A 23308-nucleotide genomic window follows, 5' to 3' on the forward strand; every position below is an offset into this window, starting at 1 on the left:
GACTTCTGACGAATATGGGTTGTTTTGCTTGCAGCCAGATTGTCAGCAGATCACCATACTTTGCAAATATCTAAGGAGGCAAAACATTATGAAAATCATTGTTACCAGTATATTCGTACAAGACCAAGACAAGGCACTGGAATTTTATTCAGAAAAGCTGGGATTTGAAAAAAAGCATGACGTTCCCATGGGGAAATTCAGGTGGATTACGCTTGTTTCTCCCGATGATCATGACGGTACCGAGCTTTTACTTGAACCGAATGAGCATCCTGCCGCAAAGGAGTATCAAAATAAGATATTTTCCGAAGGAATCCCAGCAACAATGTTTGGCGTTTCAGATATTCGTAAAGAGTACGAACGATTATTGGAAAACGGTGTGAAGTTTACTATGGAGCCGACAAAAATGGGCGAAGTCACAATAGCTGTCTTCGACGATACATGCGGCAACCTCATTCAAATAATGCAGCAGTAATTTCATGACGATATAGAAGTAATTGTTATATGAGAGTAAAGCTTTTCTTGTATAAAATTAAAGGTGCGATTGTGGAAGAAGTAGAAGGGTGGTACAAATATGTACCACCCTTTCTATCTATCATATTGGTCAAAAGGTAACACAAAAGATACTTGATGGATGTACGGGAATAGCCCAGCTTATTTTGATTTAGTGAAACAATAAGGGCTTGAAGGAATTGTTGATGAAGGTTTAATTAAAAGGACGTTGAAGCAGTAATCAAACATAATGAAAAGTTATAGAGAAGGGGAACAAAAACTTATGAAGTACGAATGGAGAAAACAAGAGAAGAATTTATATATCCCAAAACAAAAATCTGAACTTGTAACAATTCCTGAACAGAAATTCTTTTCGATAAAGGGAAAAGGAAATCCAAATGAGCACGAATTCGCTGAAAAGATAGGTGTTCTTTATTCATTGGCTTATGCGGTCAGAATGATGCCGAAGCAGGGATACACTCCAGATGGATATTTTGAATATACCGTATATCCATTGGAAGGAATATGGGATTTAACAGAAGAGGGAAGAAAAAAAGATTCTTTAAATAAAGATGAATTATTATATACGATCATGATTAGACAACCAGATTTTGTAACAAAAGAAGTGGTGGAGAGAGCATTTGAACATGTAGGAAAAAAGAAACCACATCCATTTCTAAATGATGTAAAGTTCGGTACATTTCATGATGGATTATCTGTCCAAATGCTTCATGTAGGTCCATATGATGATGAACCTCAAAGTTTTAAATTAATGAATGAATTCATAAAAAATAATAATCTTGAAAGAACTTCATTACAACACAGAGAAATATATCTTTCAGATTTTAGAAAAGTCGAACCTGCAAAATTAAAAACTGTTTTGAGATATAAGGTTAAGCCAATAGACTAGGATAAACTCTTCAGTTTGTAGACAAAAGTGTTCTATTAAAAGTTAAAAAAGTTGATTGGAACAGGTGTGTGTGACTCCTGCGGATTTGCCTATGACCAACATAAAAATCCGAAATCCAGATAATAATATTTTCCAATAAATCCCGTAAATTGATTTTAGTTGTAAAATAATAAGAATAAGAAATAAATTGTACTCATGGGACAACACAAGTCCGGGTTGATCCAATTGGAGACGTATAGTAAAAAGTGAAATTTCATAAAGTGGCAAAAGGTAAAAGAAGCACCTCCATTTTTCGTGGCGAATGGTGACCAGGACAGGTTAGTGTCCGTGGAAATTCCAGACGCTTCACGGAGCAGCTGCGTGATTCCTCATCCAATCCGGTTGTTTATGTCAAACTTCCTGGTGCTGTGCACAATTTTGATTTGTATCACTCCATACGGACCGAAGCAGTCGTGAATGGCATTGAAGCCTTTGTGGATTGGGTTCAAGCCAATTACAAACGTTTATGATAGCAAATACTTAAACTATAGGATGCATTAGCTTAAAAAAATTATAGAATTTCAACACACCACTCAATGAGAAGGAAAAGAGTGTTAATCCTTATTTGATCAACACTCCCGTTAGGGCAGTAGCATTCACTTTGTTTTTTTAGGTTTGATTTCATTAATAATGAAAACTGTTGCTCATTAGTGTTTGGGATTTTTTCCAGTTGCTAAACAATTAACTTTTGTCTTAGTAATGGATGATTTTGACTTATCTTTGCTTTCGCTTCAAATGTTCATGTTTAATATTAACGCTAAATGAGTCCCGTAAGCCATCCATAATGTTTAAGAAAAAAGGTTCGCAATATTATGTTCCCTCATAATGTCGAAGGCAAGTGTTGAGTTGTGCAGGAATATACATTTTTTATTTGATTATACAGAAATCTCAATTGAACATGCAGTTAGGTTTTCCCCGATACAGCTCTGTTTTTTGATACAGGAGCATTTTTGCCTAATATAACAGAAAAGACAACAATCACTGCTATTATAAGAGTGAAAATTGTGATGGATTCATTTAGAAATACTGTTGCAAATAGAATCATCAAAAATGGTTGTAAGTATTGAATCTGGCTAACTCTTGCTATCCCGCCCATAGCCATTCCACTATACCAAGCAACATATGCTAGAAATTGACTAACGACTGCGAGATAAATGAAACTGATCCAAGCATGTATTGGGGCATGAAGCATTTCATTCGTGAGGTTTAGCCCAACTGGAATAACGAAAAATGGAGCACCGATCATAATTGCCCAAGCAATCACTTGCCAGCTGCCTATTTCTTTTGCTAATTCACCCCCTTCTGCATAACTAAGTCCCAGTATGATCACTGCTGCCAGTAAAGCTAAATCGGCAAATTGCAATTGGCCGAATCCAAGATGAAGTGCATACATAACTACCGCTAAAGAGCTGATTATACTTGAAATCCAGAATTTGAGAGATGGGTTTTCACCTGCCCTAAATATAGCAAATCCGGCTGTTGCTAACGGCAACAGAGCTAATTCCACAGCTCCATGAGAAACAGGCAAGGTTTCCATTGCCCAGGAAGTGAGGAGAGGAAATCCTAAAACTGCACCAAAAGCAACTATAAGTAGACGTTTGAATTGGCGAAGAGATGGTAGCTTTTCTTTTCGAACAATTAGTACCACGGCTACTAAAATAGCGGCAACAACCGTTCTTCCTAAACCAACGATCGTAGTCCCGAAATATTCTACTGCAATACTTGTAGAAGGGAGCGTTAAACTAAAACAAATGACCCCCACTAATCCCAAAAATAATCCGAATTTTTCTCTTTTTTCTCCCCGCATCTGTTCCAACCCCAATCTTTATACTTTGTACCACATCTGTACCATTTTTTATTTAACTTAAAAACAGTTTTGATATAATTAACATACTATGAGTATGCTTAATAAAAATAAACCATTTTTTTACCTATCTGTCCTGGTACAGATGAAGGGGGATCAATATATGAACTCAAAATATATAAAGATAATGGAAGACATTATGTTTCGCCTTGAAGATGGTTCGCTAATTGCAGGCAGTAAGCTTCCTTCGATTCGTCAGTTATCTGAGTATTTTTCATGTAGCAAAAATACGGTCATTAAAGCATACGTAGAACTTGAAAAGGAGCATTTAATTTATTCTGTTCCTAAAAGCGGCTACTATGTTGTGAATGAATATCAAAAAGAGTCGGTAGAAAATGAGGTGATTGATTTTTTGTCTGCCGGTCCAGATAAAAATGTTATGCCTTATGTGGAATTTCAACATTGTATGAATCAAGCAATCGACCATTATAAAGAAGAGCTTTTTACATACTCTGATCAACAAGGGCTTTACTCACTGCGAGTACAGTTGGTGAAATATTTGCAAAACTTACAGGTGTTCACTCAACCGGAGAGATTAGTGGTTGTTTCTGGCTCGCAGCAAGCCCTTAATTTATTAGTTTCTATGCCATTCCCGAATGGAAAAAACAATATTCTAATTGAACAGCCGACTTATTTCGGATTCATTGAGTCGATCAATCTGCATCAAGCTACTACTTTTGGTATTGAATTATCAATGGAAGGGATTGATCTTGATCGGCTGGAATACATTTTTCGAAATAATGATATAAAATTTTTTTATATTATCCCGAGATTTCACAATCCACTTGGACATAGTTACACGAATAGCGAAAAGAAAAAAATCGTTGAGTTAGCTGAAAAATACGATGTATATATAGTGGAGGATGATATTTTAGGAGACCTTGATCCAAATCCAAAATCTGATCCTTTATTTTCTTTTGATCCTTCTGGGAGAGTGATCTATATTAAAAGCCTATCGAAAATCTTTCTCCCAGGATTAAGGATTGGTACTGTCGTTCTTCCTGCATTAATGATTAACAATTTTTTGCGATATAAATTCAGTTCTGATTTTAATAGTTCAGCACTTTCTCAAGGTGCGCTAGAAATCTATTTGAAAAGCGGTATGTTTTATAGTCATCTCAAAAAAGTAAAAGAGGTATACCGTACTAAAATGCAAATCCTTCAAGAAGCATGTGAATTATTGCTGCCGGCTAATACATCTTTTTCTAAACCGAATTCCGGATTCTATCTTTCCATCAGTTTGCCCGAGAATGTGAAAGCAAAACAGGTGGTTCATATGCTAAACGAGCAGCATATATATGTTGATGATGCCTCCAGAATGTTTTTAGCAGAATATAAAAAGGAAAATCTCGTTCGATTATGCATCTCTCAAGTGAACGAGAATCAAATTAAACTAGGGGTAGAACGATTGGCTCACTGTATTGCTTTAATTGATAGTAGAAAAAACCATATTACTCCAAATAACTTTTTACTCATTTAGAAAGTGTCGGGTTTTTCCCGTCACAACCTATATATAACCACAATAGTTATTTAAAATAATGTAAATTTCCTTAAATGTTTTTACTTGTCCTTCTCTTAGTTCCTTAATATAAAGCTGTAAAATAAGAGCTTGTTTATAAGGGGAGGTTCTGATATGATTGTTTGATGAATTTTTTAAAGGGTTTAGAGAGGGTGAGTCAATTGACTAAAAACCTTAGACAATTGAAAAACGTTTCAGTGTTCCAAACGCTTCTAACTTAGAAAAATAATTTAGAAGCGAGGAATAATTATATGAAAAATCAAAGAATCTTTAATAAATCATTTCTTTTTTTATTTATAAGCAACTTTTTAGTTTTTATTGGGTTTGAAATGTTGCTTCCTATTTTGCCCGCCTATTTGTTAAGCATGGATGCATCTTCCATTCAGGTTGGTCTAGTAACATCATTATTTACGATAGGTGCTGTTTTCATCAGGCCTTTTGTAGGTTACTATTTAATTGATAACCAGAGGAAAAGTCTAGCCATTTGTGCAAGTGCAGCTTTAATGATCATTACGATACTATATCCTTTTCTTAGTATTATATGGCTTATTCTATTGTTACGACTTTTCCATGGTGCAGCGTGGGGGGTATCAACTACAGCTAATAGTACAATAGTAGTGGATTTGATTCCTAAGACACGCTTAGGAGAAGGAATAGGGTATTTTTCTATATCCACGACAGTCGGGGCTATCGTTGCACCGAGTATAGGTATCCTAATCTATGACTCTTTTTCCTTCAATATTTTGATATGGTCATCAGTAATACTGAGCTTATTGGCAGTAATTTCGCTTCAATTTGTATATTCACCTACTATTGTAAAGCGTGAGAAGAAAACATTTCATTTTTTGGATATGATTTTTGAAAAAGACGTTTGGTTCCCAGCATTACTTACAGTTATTACAACACTTGGTTTTGGGGCTATTATTACATTTTTGGTTCTTTTTGGTGAACAAAGGGAAGTAGATCATATTTTTCTATTCTTCCTTATCAATGCAACTGTCTCAACTTTACTACGTCCGTTTACCGGAAAATGGTATGACAAAAAAGGACCTTGGTCTATTATCATTATGTCAGCTGTGTTAGGATTTTTTTCACTTGTTATCCTATCGTATACGACAAATGATTCTCAACTTATCATTGCGGCGATTTTATTTGGGGCAGGTTATGGAACTGTTATGCCATGTTTACAAACATGGACTGTTCAAAAGGTAAGTGAAGAAAAACGAGGAGCAGCCAACGCAACCTTTTTTTCCAGTTTTGACGTTGGTGTTGGAGTTAGCGCATTTGTATTAGGTATTTTAGCTAAATGGATCAGTTTAGAGATGATCTTCAGGTTTGTTAGTCTAAGTTTTATTGTTGTTGCTGTTTTAGTCTATAAGGATTATATAAATGAAAAGATAAGGCATAAGAAATCGATCTAAAACAAGTCCACCTCTATTTTAATAGAGGTGGACTTGTTTATTTGGCTGATTCTACAGTAATTTTCTTGCCAGTAGAAGTGCTTTGATTTACGAATCTCACGCTCCAAAACTCATATCAAATTTCCCAGGTTCGAAGTTTGAGTTATAATAGTAAAAAACACCCGACTATACTAGGATGGATGTTAGTAAGCTTCTTGATTAATACATAAAAAGGATTGGTGAATAAAAATGGCAATTGTTGATGTAACGGTTATTCCTGTCGGTACACAAACTCCAAGTGTTAGCAGCTATGTGGCAGATATTCAAAGAGTATTAAAGCAATATGAAGAGAAGGGAGAAATCCGTTTTCAACTGACACCCATGAATACAATCATTGAAGGCGATCTGCCTAAATTATTTGAAGTGATCCAAGCGATGCACGAAGTACCTTTTGAAAAAGGTCTTGCTAGAGTCTGTACGAATATCCGAATCGATGACCGTCGTGATAAAGAACGCAGGATGGAAGACAAAGTAAAGCGAATTAAAGGCATGCTTGAGGAATAACATGTTTTATAAACAATAGAGACAGATATACCTCGATATTCGTCTTTCGTAGATATATTATAGTTTTCGGAGATATATCCTGATTTTCGTAGATATATTATAGTTTTCGGAGATATATCCTGATTTTCGTAGATATATTGCTGTTTTCGGAAATATATACCGATTTTCGTTGATAATTTTCAATTAATGTCAATGTATTAATAGCTTTAAAGCCTTGGTATTACTGATTTCTCAGTTACCAAGGCTTTTTTTTATTATTATTTAATGAAAGGGAGCCAACTGGCTGATCCATTTCATAGATTTCCATATTCTATCTTGCATAATCCATGTATTTGAATAACCATTTCACTTTTTTCTTGTCATTAGCATGCTACCGTATCCTCTTTACAGGCGTCCATCTGCAAAACTGCATGAGTTGAGGTGAGTGTAGATAATTTATAAACGTTCGCCATAAAGTTCTCTTTCTTCAATTGGATGAAAAAGAGTGAACCCTTTGGAACAAAATACAAACCTTCTATCTATCTCGAATCCAGCCTTATTCAAAATTTCAACAGTTCCATGCGAACCTGTGCCAGCATACCCGCAGCTACAACCTGATAGGTGTAGCTCATTTCCTTTTTTGTCTATAAGGATGAGATCGCTATCAAGCAAATTATTATCTTTATTAATTTCTTTAACAATTTTTGCTATTTTAAAACGGTCAAAATGATCTTTAACTGCTTCGAATAACTCTATACTTTTATTCGTAACACCGCGGTTTTCACCGTAATCTTTTATGATGAATACTTCCCGCTCATATGACTTCTTATATAGTTTGTATTTTTGGTAAGTGACGTCATTAATTTTACCTATAAGTGGACTGTTACTATCCAGTTTTTGATTAAACATTGCACCCCTCCTAAATAGTTAGTTTATTAAGTTTATTAGGAGAAAAAAAGATTAGTACTAAGAAGCTGTTAATAGGCAAAATTTTTTCATTTCTGATTCTCGTTTGTTTAATTAATAGGAATGAAACGTGATACCTATAAGGAATGAATGAAGCTGTTAGGAAGAAGTGAAAGTGTGAAGTCAAATTAAAAAAAGCACCAAAAAAGGTGCTTCCTAGTTATATATCTTCTTAAAGTAATGGACAAACATAATATTCATGACAATTTCGACTATAGCATTAATACTTACATCGATATTATTAGTTTCCTCAAGTGAATGATAAGGAGCAAATAAGACAATATAAATTGAGCCAATGATAGTAAAAGTATGGTCCATAAGCTGTTACGTAAAAACAGTGGAATCAGTAAGCCAAAAAAGGGCAAGAAGAAATCTAATTCTTTCCTACTTTTCTTTTTATAAATACCGACTAAAAGATAGATTGCAATCACATTGATAATAAAAATAAAATTAGATCAATAACATTATATCCATTCATAGATGAAGGGTTATAAACTCTTGGCAGTGAAAACACTGTAAGGGCAACTAGTACCCAAAAAGTTATCCGATATCTTTACTTTTGTTTGCCAGTTATTATTCCTGCCTGTAACGCCATGACAAGTTTGTTAATATTCCAAATATACATGGTTGTCTCCTTATGTAGATTACCGCATTAATTAAAGGGCAGGGTCCACGAAAATCCCCTATCCAATTACATCTAGTGAAAAAAATCCGGATAAGGGACACTTTTTTAGGTGTCCGTTATCCGGGGGATAAATCAAGTTTATACTATAGCTCTTCTTTATTAACTAGGGTAGAGTAGTTTTGTTCATTTTGTTTTTTTTCCATAGTGAGAATTCTACTTTGTACTTGGATTAGGTTGCTAAAGCTTTTTCCTTCAAAAATCATAGAACGATCAGCAACCCAGAGACCTTTTATGAGCGTTTCTTGTATTAAGGAATATAACGAAAGGACTTAATTGTCAATAAAACACAATTCCGAACAAATGAGAAGAAGAGGGTCACATCTGGAGAACTCATTCAGTTCGTAAAGGATTTTAGATTGGTGGAATGAAAGACATTCATATCGACCTTTTGATGTGGAGTCGTCACAAAATTGCAGCACAAAAGATATGTTTTTTAGAAGCTTGTTATGCCCAACGCTAACAGAAAGCAGTTCTTATTAAATAGTAAAGACAAGCTGCAGAAGAATATGACAACCCCCCTTTGTCATAACATTTAGAAAAAGATAAGGGTGTGACCATTCTGAGTATGAAGAAAAACGACCAAATCGTTATTTATATAATAAAAGGTTCAACAATTAAAAGGTTTTTAATCCTAGATCTAATTATTGGATCAGGAATTTTTTATGTGGTCAAATTCATTTCTTCAAGCATATTAATAGCGAGTGCGAGCAGTTTTGTTGGAACGGAAGGAATTAAAAAGGCACCGAAAGTACTAAAAAGTGCAATTGGATTAATATCCTAAGGCCTGGAGATTAAATGCTTCCTGACATTACTTGTTGCGAGAAAATTCACAGTAAATATCATTCAAATATGAATCAATGGTTTCGGCCGTAGGATAAGTCAAACTGGATTTAAACAGAATGGTGTGTAGGCTGAAATGGGCAGTAACGAAGTATACATCTATAATGATTCATATTAATAAGGAGGGAATCATGACAAAACCTCAAAAAGTGAGACCCTATTTAACTACACGTAGTTTGCTGCCGGAAAATCAGGAGACACCCATTCAATTCATCAATAATGATAGTATAGAACACCAATTATTTTTTAGAAGGAACCACTTTACTTATCCGACACTTTCTTATTCAAACTATTGGCTTCCTATAAATGGGTTGGTATCAGCTCCATTACTGCTGTCCATGCAAGACATTCTTCAATATCCATCCAAAACGGTTGAAGTTGTCCTTGAATGCTCAGGAGACAAGCGTAATCTCTTCGAACCTAAAACATTTGGAGAACAATGGGAAAAGGGGGCCATTAGTCAAGGGAAGTGGAAAGGTGTACCGTTACGGACATTACTTGAAATATCTGGAATAGGAGAAGGGGCAAAAGAAGTTGTCGTGGAGGGGTATGATTATGGCCTTAGGACCGATCTGGATGAGGTTTACACCTACACGAGGAGTTTGCCTATCGAGAAGGCGCTGCATCAGGATACAATCATTGCATATGAGTATAATAACCAGCCAATTCCTTTTAAACATGGTTATCCAATGAGATTAATCGTTCCGCAGTGGTATGCAATGGCATCTGTTAAGTGGATAAAGCAGATAAGTGTTATTAATACTACTTTCACTGGACCTTTTCAAACTATTGATTATATGTATTATCCAAATAAAGACAATGATCAAAATGCATTTCCGGTCACTGCAATAAATATCAATTCGACTATCCAAAAACCGCTGGACATGGAAAAAATTAATACAGGTGTGCATTTAATAAAAGGGATTGCATGGACAGGAAAAGGAGTTATTACCAAGGTGGAAATTAGTATTGATGATGGCAATACATGGAGTAACGCCGATATATTACCTGGTAAGAATGTTGGTTATGGATGGGTTAGTTGGTCATTCGAATGGAAAATATCAGAAAAAGGTGAGTACACGATTAAATCCAGAGCAACAGATTCATTTGGTCAAATTCAACCTAATTTACCTTTTTGGAATAAGAAAGGTTATGGGTATAATGCTATTGATAAAATTAAGGTTAAGGTAGAATGACTTTAATTTTAATTTAAGGAAATGAAAACGGCTGAAAAAACTTTTGGATTTAGCCAAATAACGGTTTTGTGATATAGAGAAAAAACCCTTCCAAAAGAGTTTTGAAAGAAAGGGTTTTTGGCATGGGAAAAAAGAACTGATTAAGGAGATGACACCCTATTTAGCTGGTAAGTTGAGATGAGTGGCTGGAGGCAACGTTCAAATTGTACAAACGGATATTCTAATTCACTTGAACAGCCTAATACTAAAGACAACGCAATGTTCTCAAGTAACTATGACCAATTAAATGACTGGCTTACTAAATATAAATAATGGATTTCTACTCCTAAGTTTCTGAAAGGTAACTTTTTTATTTCACAGTTTGTGTCAACTCAACTATATGTTATAGAACTAACGGGTGCGTGGGACTTGATCCCGTGAACTAAACTGTCCGCCCCCTACTTGTAGAAACATGTTTGAGACTGGTTGGGACGCAGATCTCGTATAACAAGCGAAACTATGACACTACATGGAGGACTAGGGGTACTGGTTAGTAAGTAGAGGAGGAAAAAACAATGAATCCAGTTGTTGGTCTGAATGTGGAAAAATAAGAGAGCCAAGTACAGGCATTTTTAGACCAATCTAAACCGTATGGGAAGATCTTTTCAATGAAGCATACCAAGGAGGAATTGGATCAATTTTTAGACATTCTAAAAAAGTTGAAGAGGTGGCAGGGCAGATGCCTATGGTCATTTTAGAACTACAGGGCATTACCATTCTCCTGTTATTCAATACTTGGAGGAACAAGGGATTCTATATATCTTACTAAATCCGATTATTTCTTATCAGGAAAAGAAGACCAGTTTACGGAAGGTAAAAACAGACGCTATCGATGCGTACCAGTTGTGTGTGCTGTATTACAAAGGTGAACCTCATAAAATTAGAGGAATTCATCTATTAGACCTTCGGAATTTGTCTGACAACAGGAAATCGTAACGAATATGTATGTGGAAGCCAAACTTCAGTTTCACACCATTTTAGATCAGGTGTTTCCTGAATATCGGAAGGTTTTCGGGGATCTATATTCAAGGGTTTTTTATTGATATTAAAGGAATATCCCACTTCAGAGGCGGTATTGACAGCCGGGGAAAGTAAGCTAGCAGAGAGTGTTATAGAGTTCTGTCCTAGCCGATCGGGTCAATGGGCATGGGAAAAAGCAAAAAAAATAATGGACTTCGCATCTCAAAATCCATTTCAATAAAACGTGTATGAAAGTCACGTAATCAATCTTCTTATGTATATGGAGTTGCTTTTTCATTACCAGGGAAACCTTTCTAATTTGGAAGACCGTATAGTGGCCCTGGCAAATGAACTGGAAGAATATAAGATCATCCAATCGATTCCCGGTATCGGAGAAAAAATCGCAGCCACGATAATCTCTGAAATTGGTGAAATCGGTCGATTTAATCATCCGAAAAAACTGGTTGCCTTCGCTGGAGTAGATCCAAGTGTTCACTCATCGGGTAAGTTTACGGCAACCATTAATCGTATTACTAAAAGAGGTTCGAGCAGATTACGTCATTCTCTGTATCTTGCCGTACTATGCGTCATAAGAAGTTCGGTTCTGGTGCAAAAAAAGACAATTGCCAGTAATCTATAAATCTTGGACATACTGATACTATTACTCTAAAAAAGGGGTGTGATTGGTATGAAAAATGAAAATTTATTCAAATGGAAACATTATCAGCCTGACATTATTTTGTTAACAGTGAGATGATACCTACGGTACAACTTAAGTTTTCGTGATTTGGTGGAAATGATGGAGGAGCGTGGCTTACCCATGGCTCATACAACGATTATGCGTTGGGTTCATCAATATGGACCTAATTTAGATGAAAGAGTAAGGCTTCATCTTAAGCCAACAAATGATTCCTGGAGGGTCGATGAAAAGTATATCAAAGTAAAGGGTCAATGGATGTACTTATATCGTGCAGTCGATTCAGAAGGGATTACCATTGATTTTTATCTAAGTGAATCAAGAGATAAACAAGCAGCCAAGCGCTTTTTCAAGAAAGCCTTGGCTACTTCTCATGTTTGTAAACCACGTGTCATAATAGTGGACAAAAACCCAGCCTATCTCGTAGCGATTCAAGAGTTAAAAGAAGAGAAACATATGCCTGAAGGCATACAAATAAGTTCGTTCGATGTTAGGATAAAAAACATTTCGTACAGCTACTTACATATTGAGTGGTATAGAAGCGAAGCAATGATTAAAAAGAAGCAGGTTCATCAAGGGGAGAAGTCTGCCCAAAATCAAAAAAATTCATCCATAGATAATTTGGATTAGCTTCATAAGTTAGAGCCATTCAAAGGAAATTGATACTCTATGTTTCTAGCGAGTAGTTTTTGCACCAGAACCATAAAAAGTATTGTAGATCTTGTGCGAAAAGATTCAGTTCATTTGAAATGATAGGATTCATAAAAAAACACCATCCTTTCTCGTAAACTTCTTACGATAAGCATAGCATTTTTTCTTTTTGAAGGTATAATTTTAACTTAGCTTGATACAGGAACCCCATGAGGTATGATTTTAAGGGCATGGGGTAATTCCATCGGTAGGACCCCTTAATGTAAATAATGAAAAACACCGACCTTTTGAACGTTGTTTTAAGCTTAGACTTTAAAAGGAAACTTTTAAAATAAATTCATCTCTATGCATTAAAAGTTCTCTTCAAGTGACAGGCTAACTCAATTTTCAACATATCTTCAGTATTATTGAAACTTAGATTTAAGGCTTCTTCAATTTTTTTTAGACGTTGGTACAGTGTATTAATATGAATATGTAATTTTTCAGCTGCCTGTATTGCAGAACGATTTGAATTTGTATAGACTAACAATGTTTTTTCTAATTCATTTTTCTTTGCTTTATGAGACCATAATGGTGAAAATATTTCGTTCAAAAACCTTTCTATTTCTTCGGGCTTTTGATTTAAGAAAAAGCGATTAAGTCCAATTTCTCCATATCTTATCATACCAGGCCTGTTCTGCTCTGTTAAATACGAAAGAGCTTTACCAGCTTCATCATAGCTTTTCCGGATATTTTCAACACCATAATAAGAATTACCGATTCCGGCACTCAATGACGGTCCGTCTTTTCTGTTCCATTCGTTAATGATTGAATCAAGCAGTTTAGTAATTGAAGAAATATGATCTGCACTTGATAAAGAAATTAGAAGTGTAACTTTATTATGAAAGCCATAAACGATCTTTTCGGTTCTAGCCATTTGTTGTTTAATAATCGAGACCAATCGATGAATGATAGCTTCTAAAACTTGCAAATCTTGATAGGATCTAATTTTAAATAAGGTGACAAACATGATAGAATTCATATTTAAACCAAGTTCTTTCCCTTTTGTTAAAAGTAGTTCTGGCTCTTTATATTCTAATAACTCGGTAAAATATTCATGTGTCTTTTTGTAATACACATCAGTCAATGTATGCTGTTTTGCCAATTCTAATGCAAGGGTTGAGCTCCCTTGCTCAATGGTAATCCGCTCAAGATGTGAAAGAGGTCTAAGAAGAGTAATGATCAAGCAGCCTAAAAAAACGGTTCTATTGATGATGGGGTATATAAAATATCTGTATGCTTGTTGATCATATACATCAATATAAACAGGGTACTGACGTTTAAAGAACAAAATTGATATTTCGTCAATGCTTAACGGAGGAATTTGATCTGGCTTATTGAAATAAAACTCATTTCCTAAAAAATCAGCAAAAACAATCTGGGTATCTAACATTCGATTTAATTCCATAATGATAGCTTGTACTCCCTCATTTTGCAGTGAAAGCTTTGTTAACGTTTCGTGAACCTCATTTCTTTTTAAAAGAAATTGATTTCTCTCCTTTAATTGATTACTCAATTTAGTAACTTCTTCTAAACTCATTCTCACTTTTGTGTATAGGCGCGCATTTTCAATGGCGACCGCTGCTTGATCCGCAAATCCTTGTAGTAAATTCAAGTCACGCTCTGTCAATCTTCTTTTTGTATCGTATTGATGAACAATCATTATTCCAATTCGCTTACTTCCAATTGAAACGGGTACACACATGATTGCTCTCACATCCAAGCTTATCGCGGATGAAGAAATGTAGAATAAATTTTCATTTGACATATTGTTAACAAACATTTCGTTTATAACTTCTTCATTAGAGTTGAGAACTCTGGCTTTTCCATCCATAAAGACTTTTCCAGTAATTCCCTCACCAATTTTTGTTTTAAAATATTGAATCTGCTGGTTAAAACCAACCGATGCACTTGGAACTAACCGTTCAATTTCAGCATCATAAAGTTGTAAATATCCTGCATCTACAGCAGTAATAACTGCAAGAGCATTCCCGACTATTTTTGTCAGCAATTCATCCAGATCAAGAGATGAGCTAATAGATTGCATGCTTTCCATTAGTTTTTCAAGTTCGTTCTCTCTTACTTGGAACATCTCATGTGTAAAAAAACAGTAAAAAAGCAGATATAAATGGTCGAGCTCATTAACATTGAAAAAACATTCTTTATCTAACACACAAACGATCACCTGATAATCTTCCAAATAGGAAAATGATAGATATGTATCTCCCCCTTCATACAAAAGCGTAGATTGCTCATAATCTATTTCAGTTAATGGCAATTTTTCAATATCCTCTTTACCCTGTTTATAAGCTAAATTGAAATTCTCCTCTAGTGGTTTGCGTATCCAAATCTGATAAGAAGAGTCTATATATTTAGTATTGAAAAATGCAAGTATCTTTTCATATATATTCAATTTATTCCTTCCTTCCTTTAGTGTAAAAATTTACACATATCATAAATATATACGTTAAAAACCTACATTGTAATAATATTCTGAATAATATAAAATTTCAATACGTGAGTTGTGCTGCGAATTTTTATTTAGCACTTTGTCGCAAATCAACCGTTTCAAAATAGATTCTTCTTAGATTGTAACCAGAGGATACTATTATTTAAAAAGCAATGGGAGGTCAAAAATGGAACGGTTAGTGGGAAAAGGACAAAACAAAATAATAATTCTTGCACTTTTATTTCTTGGTTGGATGGTCTCTTATCTTGATCGAGTTTCAATTAACATTGCAATGGTACAAATTGGTGAAGAGTTTCAGTTGGGCCCAGAAGCTTACGGGACTGTCCTTAGCATTTTTTTCGCAGGATATGCACTCATGCAAATTCCTGGCGGCTGGTTGGCAGATAAGTTCGGTTCTAGGAAAGTGCTCATTTGGTCGGTCGTCTTATGGTCTTTATTCACCATTTTAACAGGATTTGCGTGGTCGATGCTTTCTCTAATCGTGATCCGGTTTCTTTTTGGACTAGGTGAAGGAGGCTATCCTGCTGCCAGTCAAAAGACAGTTGCTGAAGTGTTTCCGAAGGAGCAGAGGGCAAGGGCATCGTCATCGATTATGTCTTCGAATTACTTTGGCGGGGCGCTGGCACCGATACTTGCGACACCACTAATTGTTGCACATGGCTGGAGAAACATGTTTTTTATTACCGGTGTACTTGGGATTGTCGTTGCTGTTCTATTTTGGTTGTTTATTCGCCCACGGTCTGAAGTAAAAGAATTAAAAGAAGCAAAAGTGGAAAAAGTGCAAATTTCTAAAAATAAAGTAATACCAGTAAGAGACTTATTAAAAATGCAAGTAGTATGGAAGTTAATCGTCATTTGGTTTGGAATCGGTATTGTTAACTGGGGACTTGCTTCCTGGATGCCAACTTATTTAGTTACGGTACGAAATATTGATTTGATGTCATCAGGTATGCTATTGGCATTGCCTGCCATTGTTGGAGGATTTGCAACTATTATGGGCGGTTGGATTTTAGATAAGATAACTGGGCGTGAAAAATTTTTTTTAGTTGCAAGTTCCGTCTTAACGGCTGTCTTTCTTTATTTTATGTTTAAGGCTCCAACAGTTTCCCTTGTCATTACTTTTTCAATCTTGATAAGTGTCGTTAAATCATTTGTATTAGCGACAGTTTTTGCTCTCCCTCATAAATTGCTTCCAACAGAAGTAATTGGAACGGCGATCGGAACCATTAATTTTGGAGGTCAGATTGCAGGATTTGTAGCTCCTCTTGCTATTGGATTTTTAATTGGTGCTTTCAATGGTTCCTATGATGCGGCATTCTGGTTCTTGATTGCATCAACTATTTTTGCAGGACTTGTCGGACTAACGCTTAATACCAATAATCATTCGAAACAATACCCAGATAGGAATGCAACAGTCCAATAACTATTAATAAGGAAAAGGGTTAAAGCAACGTGAAATATAACCCTAGCAAATTGAAAAAATATGCTGGAATAGCATTTTTAAGCAAGGGAAAATGGCTTCGATCCAGCCCATTTCATAAGTCAGCTTTTTTTTAAACATAATATTTTTTCATTCAAAATGGTAGTAATAAAACCGTCTTATTAATTTTATGATATAAAGGGGTGCTTTTAACATGCTAGAAAACTTATTTGACAGATTGGAAGAACTGTATCCAGACCTAGTGAACTTTAGAAGAGATTTACATATGTATCCTGAACTATCCTTTAAGGAAGAAAACACACCAAAAAAGATTGCTGCCTTTTTATCAACTTTAGGAATAGAAGTAAAAACAGGTGTAGGTGGTAGAGGTGTAGTCGGGTTTCTAAAAGGAGGCAAACCGGGCAAGACAGTAGCATTAAGGGCAGATTTTGATGCTCTTCCAATTCAAGATGAAAAAGAAGTAGAATATAAATCTCGAATTCCTGGCGTCATGCACGCTTGCGGACATGATATTCATACAGCTGCTTTGCTTGGAGTAGCGAAAGTATTAAGTGAAGTGAAGGACAAAATCGAAGGAAATGTTGTATTTATCCATCAATTTGCTGAAGAGCAGCTTCCAGGAGGAGCGAAATTCATGATTGAAGACGGTTGTCTGGAAGGGGTGGATGTCATTTATGGAGCTCATGTAGCAGCCACGTTTCCAACAGGATCAGTAGGTGTACGTGAGGGTTATTCGATGGCTGCTTACGATTCTTTTGAAATTGAGATCTATGGAAAAGGCGCACATGGGGCAATGCCGCATTTAAGTGTGGACCCTCTTGTAACAGGCTGCCAGCTAGTGTTGAACTTACAACAAATTGTAAGTCGCCGTGTGAACCCAATAAAACCAGCTGTATTGACAATCGGTTCATTTAATAGTGGTCAAACATTTAATGTTATTCCTGGAACGGGAAAAATTACTGGAACAGTTCGAACATTTGATGAAGATGTTAGAGACTTAATAGAAAAAACGATCGGAGAAATAACTAAAACAACATGTGAAGGGGCTGGTGCAACCTCAAAATATAATTATCGTAGAGGTTATCCTGCCCTTTGGAACCATCCAGAAGAATCGGAAAGAGTGGAGGAACTCGCGAATAATCTTTTTGGCCAAGAAAAAGTAATCCATATTCCACAGGCAATGGGTGGTGAAGATTTTGCTTATTATTTACAAAAAGTGCCGGGTACTTTCTTCCATGTTGGCGGGGGACATGAGTATCCGCATCATCATCCGATGTTTGATGTAGAAGAAAAATCTATGCTGCAAATTGGGAAGTTGTTTATTTCATCTGCATTTCATTATCTCACTGATGGGAAAGTAAAACCTGATCAAGTACAAGTACAAAGGTAGAAACAATTTATCACTGTTCTTCTAGTAAGTTTCCCTACTTTCAGGATATTTTTTTCTGTATTGCTACTTCAATCAATTAAATTTCATGGAGTACGATGCCTGTAAATGATATTCAAGTTCTTTGTCAGTTATGTGTGTGGAGATTTAAATCTAATGGTGTAAGTGCAATGAATGGGCTCTTATTATCAATAAATCCAGCTAGACATAAAACAGAAGGGTTAAGTTTAGAACCATACTTTTCACATCTCATCATACATAAGGAAATACATGGGGATAAAGTATTCGTACCAATAGATTTAAAGAGAATTTGGAAACGTTTATAGCAATGAAAAAAAGCAACCGTTTGGATATAAAACGGTTGCTTTTTTATAAACTGTGGCCTAGGAGTTTTATAATAGTCCTCTCGGGGTTCCTTCGCAGGGTGCAATACTGAATATGTATTTACAGGTCCAAGTACGGAAGTTCAACATTTGTGGTTTGCTCTATTTACTATGCTCAATATAAGGTTATCAGAAAAGTGAGCTCATTTTAGTTTACATAATACTGAATAGAGGATATCAAAAAGCACATGAATTTCATAGGATTCGAGGGATTTCCCATGTAACTTGACCGTTGGGGACAAACTTCAAAACAGTTATACAGATTTTTACTAATTTAGCGCATGGAAATTATTTGTAAATAATTTTATGTTTCTGAAGTATGAAAATAGGATAAAAAATTCAATTATTATTAACTGAAAATTCTTAATCCTCACAAAAATAAGTGTATAATATTATAAAACAGTTATCTAAGTTTGTGGGTTACTATTTCTTAATAAGGAGGCGATACTCTTAAACATGTATGGAAATTTAAAATATTAGTAGGGTGCAGAAAAGGAGAAATTTATTAGTCTAGAAAGGAATTTAATCAGCTACAGTAGCCAATGCGGGTTTAGGTATTGCGTTAATTAATACATATTTTAATTGAATACAACAAGAAATGACTCGCTAAAGGGCTGAACAAACCCTGTTGAAAGCGGTTTAATTTTATAACGTTGAACAAACCACATCGTTAAAAATATTCTTTATAAAATTTGATAAGCTCCCCCAGCAAGTAACACTACATAAATTTGACCTTCCGAAACTAGTGCTGCAATAGGAGAGCGAATCCCAATAAAATAAACATTGAACGACTTGGTGGGATATATACAAAAAAATCACTATATACATACTGGAGGTTTTAGGATGAAAAAGAAAAAAGCATTATCCGGCCTGATGGCTGTGAGTTTACTAACAGTAATTCCGTGGAGTTCTGGACATGCTGAGAAACCTCAATGGACAAATGTGAATACATATGAGGAACAGGACGGAAGCAAGTTTAATAGCGAAAACTATGACTTTGTGAAATTTTCACAAATTGGTTCCAAATTAAAAGAGATTGAAAAACTTTCAAACCGTGTGAAAGTTGAAGTCCGTGGAACATCAGCTGATGGAAACCCACTCTATGTTGTCACGATTGCCGACCCAACAACACAAGGGAAGTTCGGAAAAGTGAAGGCACTTAGAAAGCAAATGTTTAAGAATCCAGGCAAAGCTCAAGAATGGGTTGCCAATAATCCTGACTTTAAAGTTCCAATCATGATTAATGGTTCTATTCATGGGACTGAATTTGTCGGAAGCGATGCAATCCTTCAATTAATTGAACGTTTTGCTACCCAAAATGATGCAACAACCAAAGACGTTTTAGAGAATAATATTCTTATTTTCAATGTCGTACAAAACCCTGATGGACGTATTGATGCCACCCGCTTTAATGGCGAAGGAATTGACATAAATCGTGACTTTATCACCCAATCGCAGCCAGAAACAAAAGAGATGGTTGAGCTCATTAAAGAATGGAACCCGATGGTGTTCCTTGATACTCATGGTTATGTGAAGAATTATCAGCCAAATCTGCAGGGGTTAATTGAGCCTTGTACGCCACCGCATAATCCTAATTACGAGTATGACTTATACGGAAAATGGGCCTATAAACAGGCAGAAGCGATGGAAGCGGAAATAATGAAGGATCATGAGAACTATTCAGGATCCTTGTATCAAAACATGAAAGGTACCTATATTCCGCTGCGCGATGACTCCGCTGGCTGGGATGATTACCCACCAATTTTCACACCAATGTATGCGATGTATCATGGTGCTTACGGTCATACATTAGAAGCTCCAACAAATGATTGGGATGGCGTACGATGGATGTATAATTCAATTATGGGAGCACTGAAATTTGCAACAGCTAACAAGCAATCCATGATTACTGATCAAATTGAAGTTTTTAAAAGAGGAATTAACTTTGACCATCCTTTACATAAGGAAGGGTTATTTCCAAAAGCCTACATACTTCCACTAGACCCTAAGGATCCGACTGTTACGAATAAGGCTGTAAATCATTTGATCAATAATGATATTGAAGTTGTTCAAGCTGTGAATGCATTTGAAGCGGATGGAGTGTTATATCCAAAAGGAACTTATCTCGTTGAGATGGATCAGGCGAAAGCTGGATTAGCAAACACGATGCTCTGGGATGGGGAAGACATCACGAACGATACCCCAGCAATGTACGACATTTCCGCATGGAGCTTACCGGAGCTTTGGGGATTCGAGGCAGTAGCCACACAAAATCCTATTAAAGTCAATGCAACGAAAGTAAACCAGATTACAGGTCAAGGGAAGGTTTCAGGAAAAGGACCGTTTATGATTCCGAACAGCTCTGTCCAATCGGTAAATTTAGTAAATAGATTGCTTAAGCAAGGAATACCTATTGTACGTGATGCACAAGGTAACTTCTTTGCAAAAACAGTAGCTAATCAGGTATCAGCAGCGGTGAAAGAATCTGGGTTACAGGTTGGAACTGCTGATGTACCAGCAGATGCAGTGGCTATTACGTCTTTAAAAGTGGCTATATTAAAGGATGGAGGTATGGGTAAACAGAAATCACACGCAGGAACAAAGCTTGCTTTGAAAAGACTAGGATTTGATGTGACAGAAGTTACGCCAGTCGAAGTGGCTAAAAATCCCCTTAACGGTTTTGATATTTTTGTCTATAGTGGAACGGAAAGTCTCATTTCTACTAACCTTTCCGAAGCTAATAAAGAATTTGGATTACACAACGCCGGGCAACTTAATGCATTTAAAGACAATGTGACAAGCTTCTTAAATGAAGGAGGCAAATATATAGCTGTAGGTGCTGGTGCATCTAGAGCAACTAAGACACTCGGTCTTACAGACGACATCATTAATGTAGGAGGTTCCAACAGTAATGGTATCGTAAAAGTCGATTATGAGGGAACTGGTTTAACAGCAGGTTATGGAGAAAATGATATCGGCTTTGTCTATCGTCCAACATGGTTCACGGATACTGATAATGATGAAATTGTCGCGACCCTTGCAGATTCAGATAATTTCTTCGTAGCTGGTCACTGGAAAAATAACATAACCGCCAAGGGCCAAGCCGTAATCGTAAAAGAACAGAATAAAGATGTAACTCTTATTGGGTTAGAAGCAGGTTTCCGCGACCACCCGGATTACTTGTTCCGTCTTCTATCTAATGCAATTTTCGAAAAATAGTAGAATTAGCCAAAGCTGGATTCAGCAATGAATTCGGCTTTGGTAATTTAAAAAATGCTGAACGCTTGCTCTGAACTCATTACTTTTAAATAATCTGTTGCAAAAACCCTGAAGGACGATACTTATCAATAAGTAGTTTTTTAGCCGATTAAAAATGGTGACTACTCTTATAATTCACAAGCTGGATATGGATTAACTAACCAGGAATCATTACAGATGAAGTTAAATGATTGGATTAGCGAACAAAATAATTAACTTGCAAAGGGGGCTGTCGGTCTCCTTTTATGTTTTAAACAACGTATCGGCCCTAGGAGGTTTGTACGGGTGAGTACACCTAGATAATTTCAAAGGAGTGGGAGATGGTAAACAATTTATCTTTGCGTAAAATATCTATATTCTTTATTTAACAAGGTAAAAGGAATTCAATAAAGGAAATAAAATAATAATAATGGATCAGGTAATGCTGCTTAACTTCCTGATTCATTTTTTTATTTAAGTAGTCTTAGATATGATACGGGGACCTCATTAAATAAACACTCTATAGCCATGGGGAAGGGACGATTCGTAAAGTATACGTAAAACCTTTTGCGATCGACCGTTATGCTGTCACAAATGCACATTTTCAAGACTTTATAGAAGATACAGGATATATTACGGAGGCAGAACGTTATGGATGATCTTTTGTGTTTCACTTATTGCTTTCTAAGGAGATGAAGAAACGAGTATTTCATTCACCAAAGGAAGCGCCATGGTGGTTTGCGGTGGAGGGAGCTTACTGGAAGCATCCCGAAGGTCCAGATTCATCCATTGTGGAGTGGATGGATCACCCGGACGTCCACATATCATGGAACGACGCGATGGCCTAGTGAAGAAGAAATATCCCTGGGGAAATAAACTTACCTATAATGGGGAACACCACTGTAATATTTGGCAAGGAAAGTTTCCAGTAGAAAATACAGTGGAAGATAGCTATCTTTCAACTGCTCCTGTAGATGCATTTTCACCGAATGGGTTTGGTTTATACAATGTATCCGGAAATGTGTGGGAATGGTGTTCGGATTGGTTTTCAAAAGTACATTCACAGGCAAAAATCAGCAATGATCCTGCTGGTCCTGAAATAGGCACAGCACATGTGATGAAAGGGGGGATCTTACCTATGCCATAAATCATTTTGTAACAGATATCGTGTCGCTGCCCGAAGCTCCAATACCCCGGATAGTTCATCAGGAATTTGGGTTTCCGATGTGCTGAGGATATTGATATAGAAAGAAGGAGCATTAGGTGTCTCGGACATAATCTACCATTCAAGGGTTGATTATGTCTTTTTTTTGTTTTGTCAAAGTGCATATTTATAGGATATGAGGTCTGATACTTATAGACTGACTACTTTACTTGAAATTGATGTAGCCCGGTGGTGAATTTATATTCATTTTGCTTCAGCTAAGTTATGTTTCCCATACAATATTAATAATTCTTTTATCTGGAGTCACAGTAGCGGGAGTGCTTTAATCCCTCTCTTTGTAATCGATATATCAATAGGAAGAAATACGTCTTTATATGAAATAAATGCT

General features: G+C 36.0%; 12 protein-coding genes and 3 pseudogenes. 12 read left to right on the plus strand and 3 right to left on the minus strand.

Going from position 1 to position 23308, the window contains the following annotated elements:
- Positions 1 to 88: 88 nt before the first annotated feature.
- Positions 89 to 472: a VOC family protein gene (locus ACYP5M_RS00355; RefSeq protein WP_260357158.1), complete on the plus strand. Its 384-nt coding sequence runs from the start codon at positions 89 to 91 to the stop codon at positions 470 to 472.
- Positions 473 to 772: 300 nt separating this feature from the next.
- Positions 773 to 1399: a GyrI-like domain-containing protein gene (locus ACYP5M_RS00360; RefSeq protein ID WP_459734456.1), complete on the plus strand. Its 627-nt coding sequence runs from the start codon at positions 773 to 775 to the stop codon at positions 1397 to 1399.
- Positions 1400 to 2342: 943 nt separating this feature from the next.
- Here ACYP5M_RS00360 and ACYP5M_RS00365 read toward each other — a convergent pair.
- Positions 2343 to 3245 (minus strand): DMT family transporter, encoded by a 903-nt coding sequence (locus ACYP5M_RS00365; RefSeq protein ID WP_459734457.1) that lies wholly within the window; start codon positions 3243 to 3245, stop codon positions 2343 to 2345.
- 160 nt (positions 3246 to 3405) lie between these two features.
- Here ACYP5M_RS00365 and ACYP5M_RS00370 point away from each other — a divergent pair, with 160 nt between their 5' ends.
- The 3 genes from ACYP5M_RS00370 to ACYP5M_RS00380 all read left to right on the plus strand — a co-directional run bounded on the left by ACYP5M_RS00370 (position 3406) and on the right by ACYP5M_RS00380 (position 6785).
- Positions 3406 to 4782: an aminotransferase-like domain-containing protein gene (locus tag ACYP5M_RS00370; RefSeq protein ID WP_459734458.1), complete on the plus strand. Its 1377-nt coding sequence runs from the start codon at positions 3406 to 3408 to the stop codon at positions 4780 to 4782.
- Between the two features lie 290 nt (positions 4783 to 5072).
- Entirely contained in the window at positions 5073 to 6242 is a 1170-nt protein-coding gene (locus ACYP5M_RS00375) for an MFS transporter (RefSeq protein ID WP_459734459.1), read from the plus strand.
- Positions 6243 to 6470: 228 nt separating this feature from the next.
- On the plus strand, positions 6471 to 6785 hold the full coding sequence (locus tag ACYP5M_RS00380; protein WP_230178269.1) for an MTH1187 family thiamine-binding protein: 315 nt from the start codon (positions 6471 to 6473) through the stop codon (positions 6783 to 6785).
- Positions 6786 to 7220: 435 nt separating this feature from the next.
- Here ACYP5M_RS00380 and ACYP5M_RS00385 read toward each other — a convergent pair whose 3' ends face one another.
- A complete protein-coding gene (locus tag ACYP5M_RS00385) occupies positions 7221 to 7673 on the minus strand; it encodes a hypothetical protein (RefSeq protein WP_101221506.1) in 453 nt (150 codons plus the stop codon).
- Between the two features lie 1713 nt (positions 7674 to 9386).
- Here ACYP5M_RS00385 and ACYP5M_RS00390 point away from each other — a divergent pair.
- The 3 genes and pseudogenes from ACYP5M_RS00390 to ACYP5M_RS00400 all read left to right on the plus strand — a co-directional run bounded on the left by ACYP5M_RS00390 (position 9387) and on the right by ACYP5M_RS00400 (position 12777).
- Complete coding sequence (locus ACYP5M_RS00390) at positions 9387 to 10451, plus strand: sulfite oxidase (protein ID WP_459734460.1); 1065 nt, start codon at positions 9387 to 9389, stop codon at positions 10449 to 10451.
- Positions 10452 to 11005: 554 nt separating this feature from the next.
- A pseudogene (locus tag ACYP5M_RS00395) lies at positions 11006 to 12045 on the plus strand (IS110 family RNA-guided transposase); the annotation flags it as partial.
- A 93-nt stretch (positions 12046 to 12138) separates the two neighbouring features.
- A pseudogene (locus ACYP5M_RS00400) lies at positions 12139 to 12777 on the plus strand (IS6 family transposase).
- Between the two features lie 364 nt (positions 12778 to 13141).
- Here ACYP5M_RS00400 and ACYP5M_RS00405 read toward each other — a convergent pair.
- Positions 13142 to 15250 carry a helix-turn-helix domain-containing protein gene (locus tag ACYP5M_RS00405; protein WP_459734461.1) on the minus strand — a complete coding sequence of 703 codons (2109 nt, stop codon included), beginning with the start codon at positions 15248 to 15250 and terminating at the stop codon, positions 13142 to 13144.
- Between the two features lie 223 nt (positions 15251 to 15473).
- Here ACYP5M_RS00405 and ACYP5M_RS00410 point away from each other — a divergent pair, with 223 nt between their 5' ends.
- The 4 genes and pseudogenes from ACYP5M_RS00410 to ACYP5M_RS00425 form a co-directional block, all read left to right on the plus strand.
- Complete coding sequence (locus tag ACYP5M_RS00410; RefSeq protein ID WP_098187026.1) at positions 15474 to 16730, plus strand: MFS transporter; 1257 nt, start codon at positions 15474 to 15476, stop codon at positions 16728 to 16730.
- Between the two features lie 211 nt (positions 16731 to 16941).
- Complete coding sequence (locus ACYP5M_RS00415) at positions 16942 to 18138, plus strand: M20 metallopeptidase family protein (protein WP_459734462.1); 1197 nt, start codon at positions 16942 to 16944, stop codon at positions 18136 to 18138.
- A gap of 1223 nt (positions 18139 to 19361) precedes the next feature.
- Positions 19362 to 21737 (plus strand): M14 family zinc carboxypeptidase, encoded by a 2376-nt coding sequence (locus ACYP5M_RS00420; protein WP_459734463.1) that lies wholly within the window; start codon positions 19362 to 19364, stop codon positions 21735 to 21737.
- 548 nt (positions 21738 to 22285) lie between these two features.
- Positions 22286 to 23052 (plus strand): annotated as a pseudogene (locus ACYP5M_RS00425) (SUMF1/EgtB/PvdO family nonheme iron enzyme); the annotation flags it as partial.
- Positions 23053 to 23308 lie beyond the last annotated feature (256 nt).

The sequence above is a fragment of the Peribacillus sp. N1 genome, assembly GCF_054600815.1.

Coding starts and splice junctions, on each gene's coding strand:
- ACYP5M_RS00355 (WP_260357158.1), top strand. CDS start 89: ATGAAAATCATTGTTACCAGTATATTCGTACAAGACCAAGACAAGGCA.
- ACYP5M_RS00360 (WP_459734456.1), top strand. CDS start 773: ATGAAGTACGAATGGAGAAAACAAGAGAAGAATTTATATATCCCAAAA.
- ACYP5M_RS00365 (WP_459734457.1), bottom strand. CDS start 3,245: ATGCGGGGAGAAAAAAGAGAAAAATTCGGATTATTTTTGGGATTAGTG.
- ACYP5M_RS00370 (WP_459734458.1), top strand. CDS start 3,406: ATGAACTCAAAATATATAAAGATAATGGAAGACATTATGTTTCGCCTT.
- ACYP5M_RS00375 (WP_459734459.1), top strand. CDS start 5,073: ATGAAAAATCAAAGAATCTTTAATAAATCATTTCTTTTTTTATTTATA.
- ACYP5M_RS00380 (WP_230178269.1), top strand. CDS start 6,471: ATGGCAATTGTTGATGTAACGGTTATTCCTGTCGGTACACAAACTCCA.
- ACYP5M_RS00385 (WP_101221506.1), bottom strand. CDS start 7,673: ATGTTTAATCAAAAACTGGATAGTAACAGTCCACTTATAGGTAAAATT.
- ACYP5M_RS00390 (WP_459734460.1), top strand. CDS start 9,387: ATGACAAAACCTCAAAAAGTGAGACCCTATTTAACTACACGTAGTTTG.
- ACYP5M_RS00410 (WP_098187026.1), top strand. CDS start 15,474: ATGGAACGGTTAGTGGGAAAAGGACAAAACAAAATAATAATTCTTGCA.
- ACYP5M_RS00415 (WP_459734462.1), top strand. CDS start 16,942: ATGCTAGAAAACTTATTTGACAGATTGGAAGAACTGTATCCAGACCTA.
- ACYP5M_RS00420 (WP_459734463.1), top strand. CDS start 19,362: ATGAAAAAGAAAAAAGCATTATCCGGCCTGATGGCTGTGAGTTTACTA.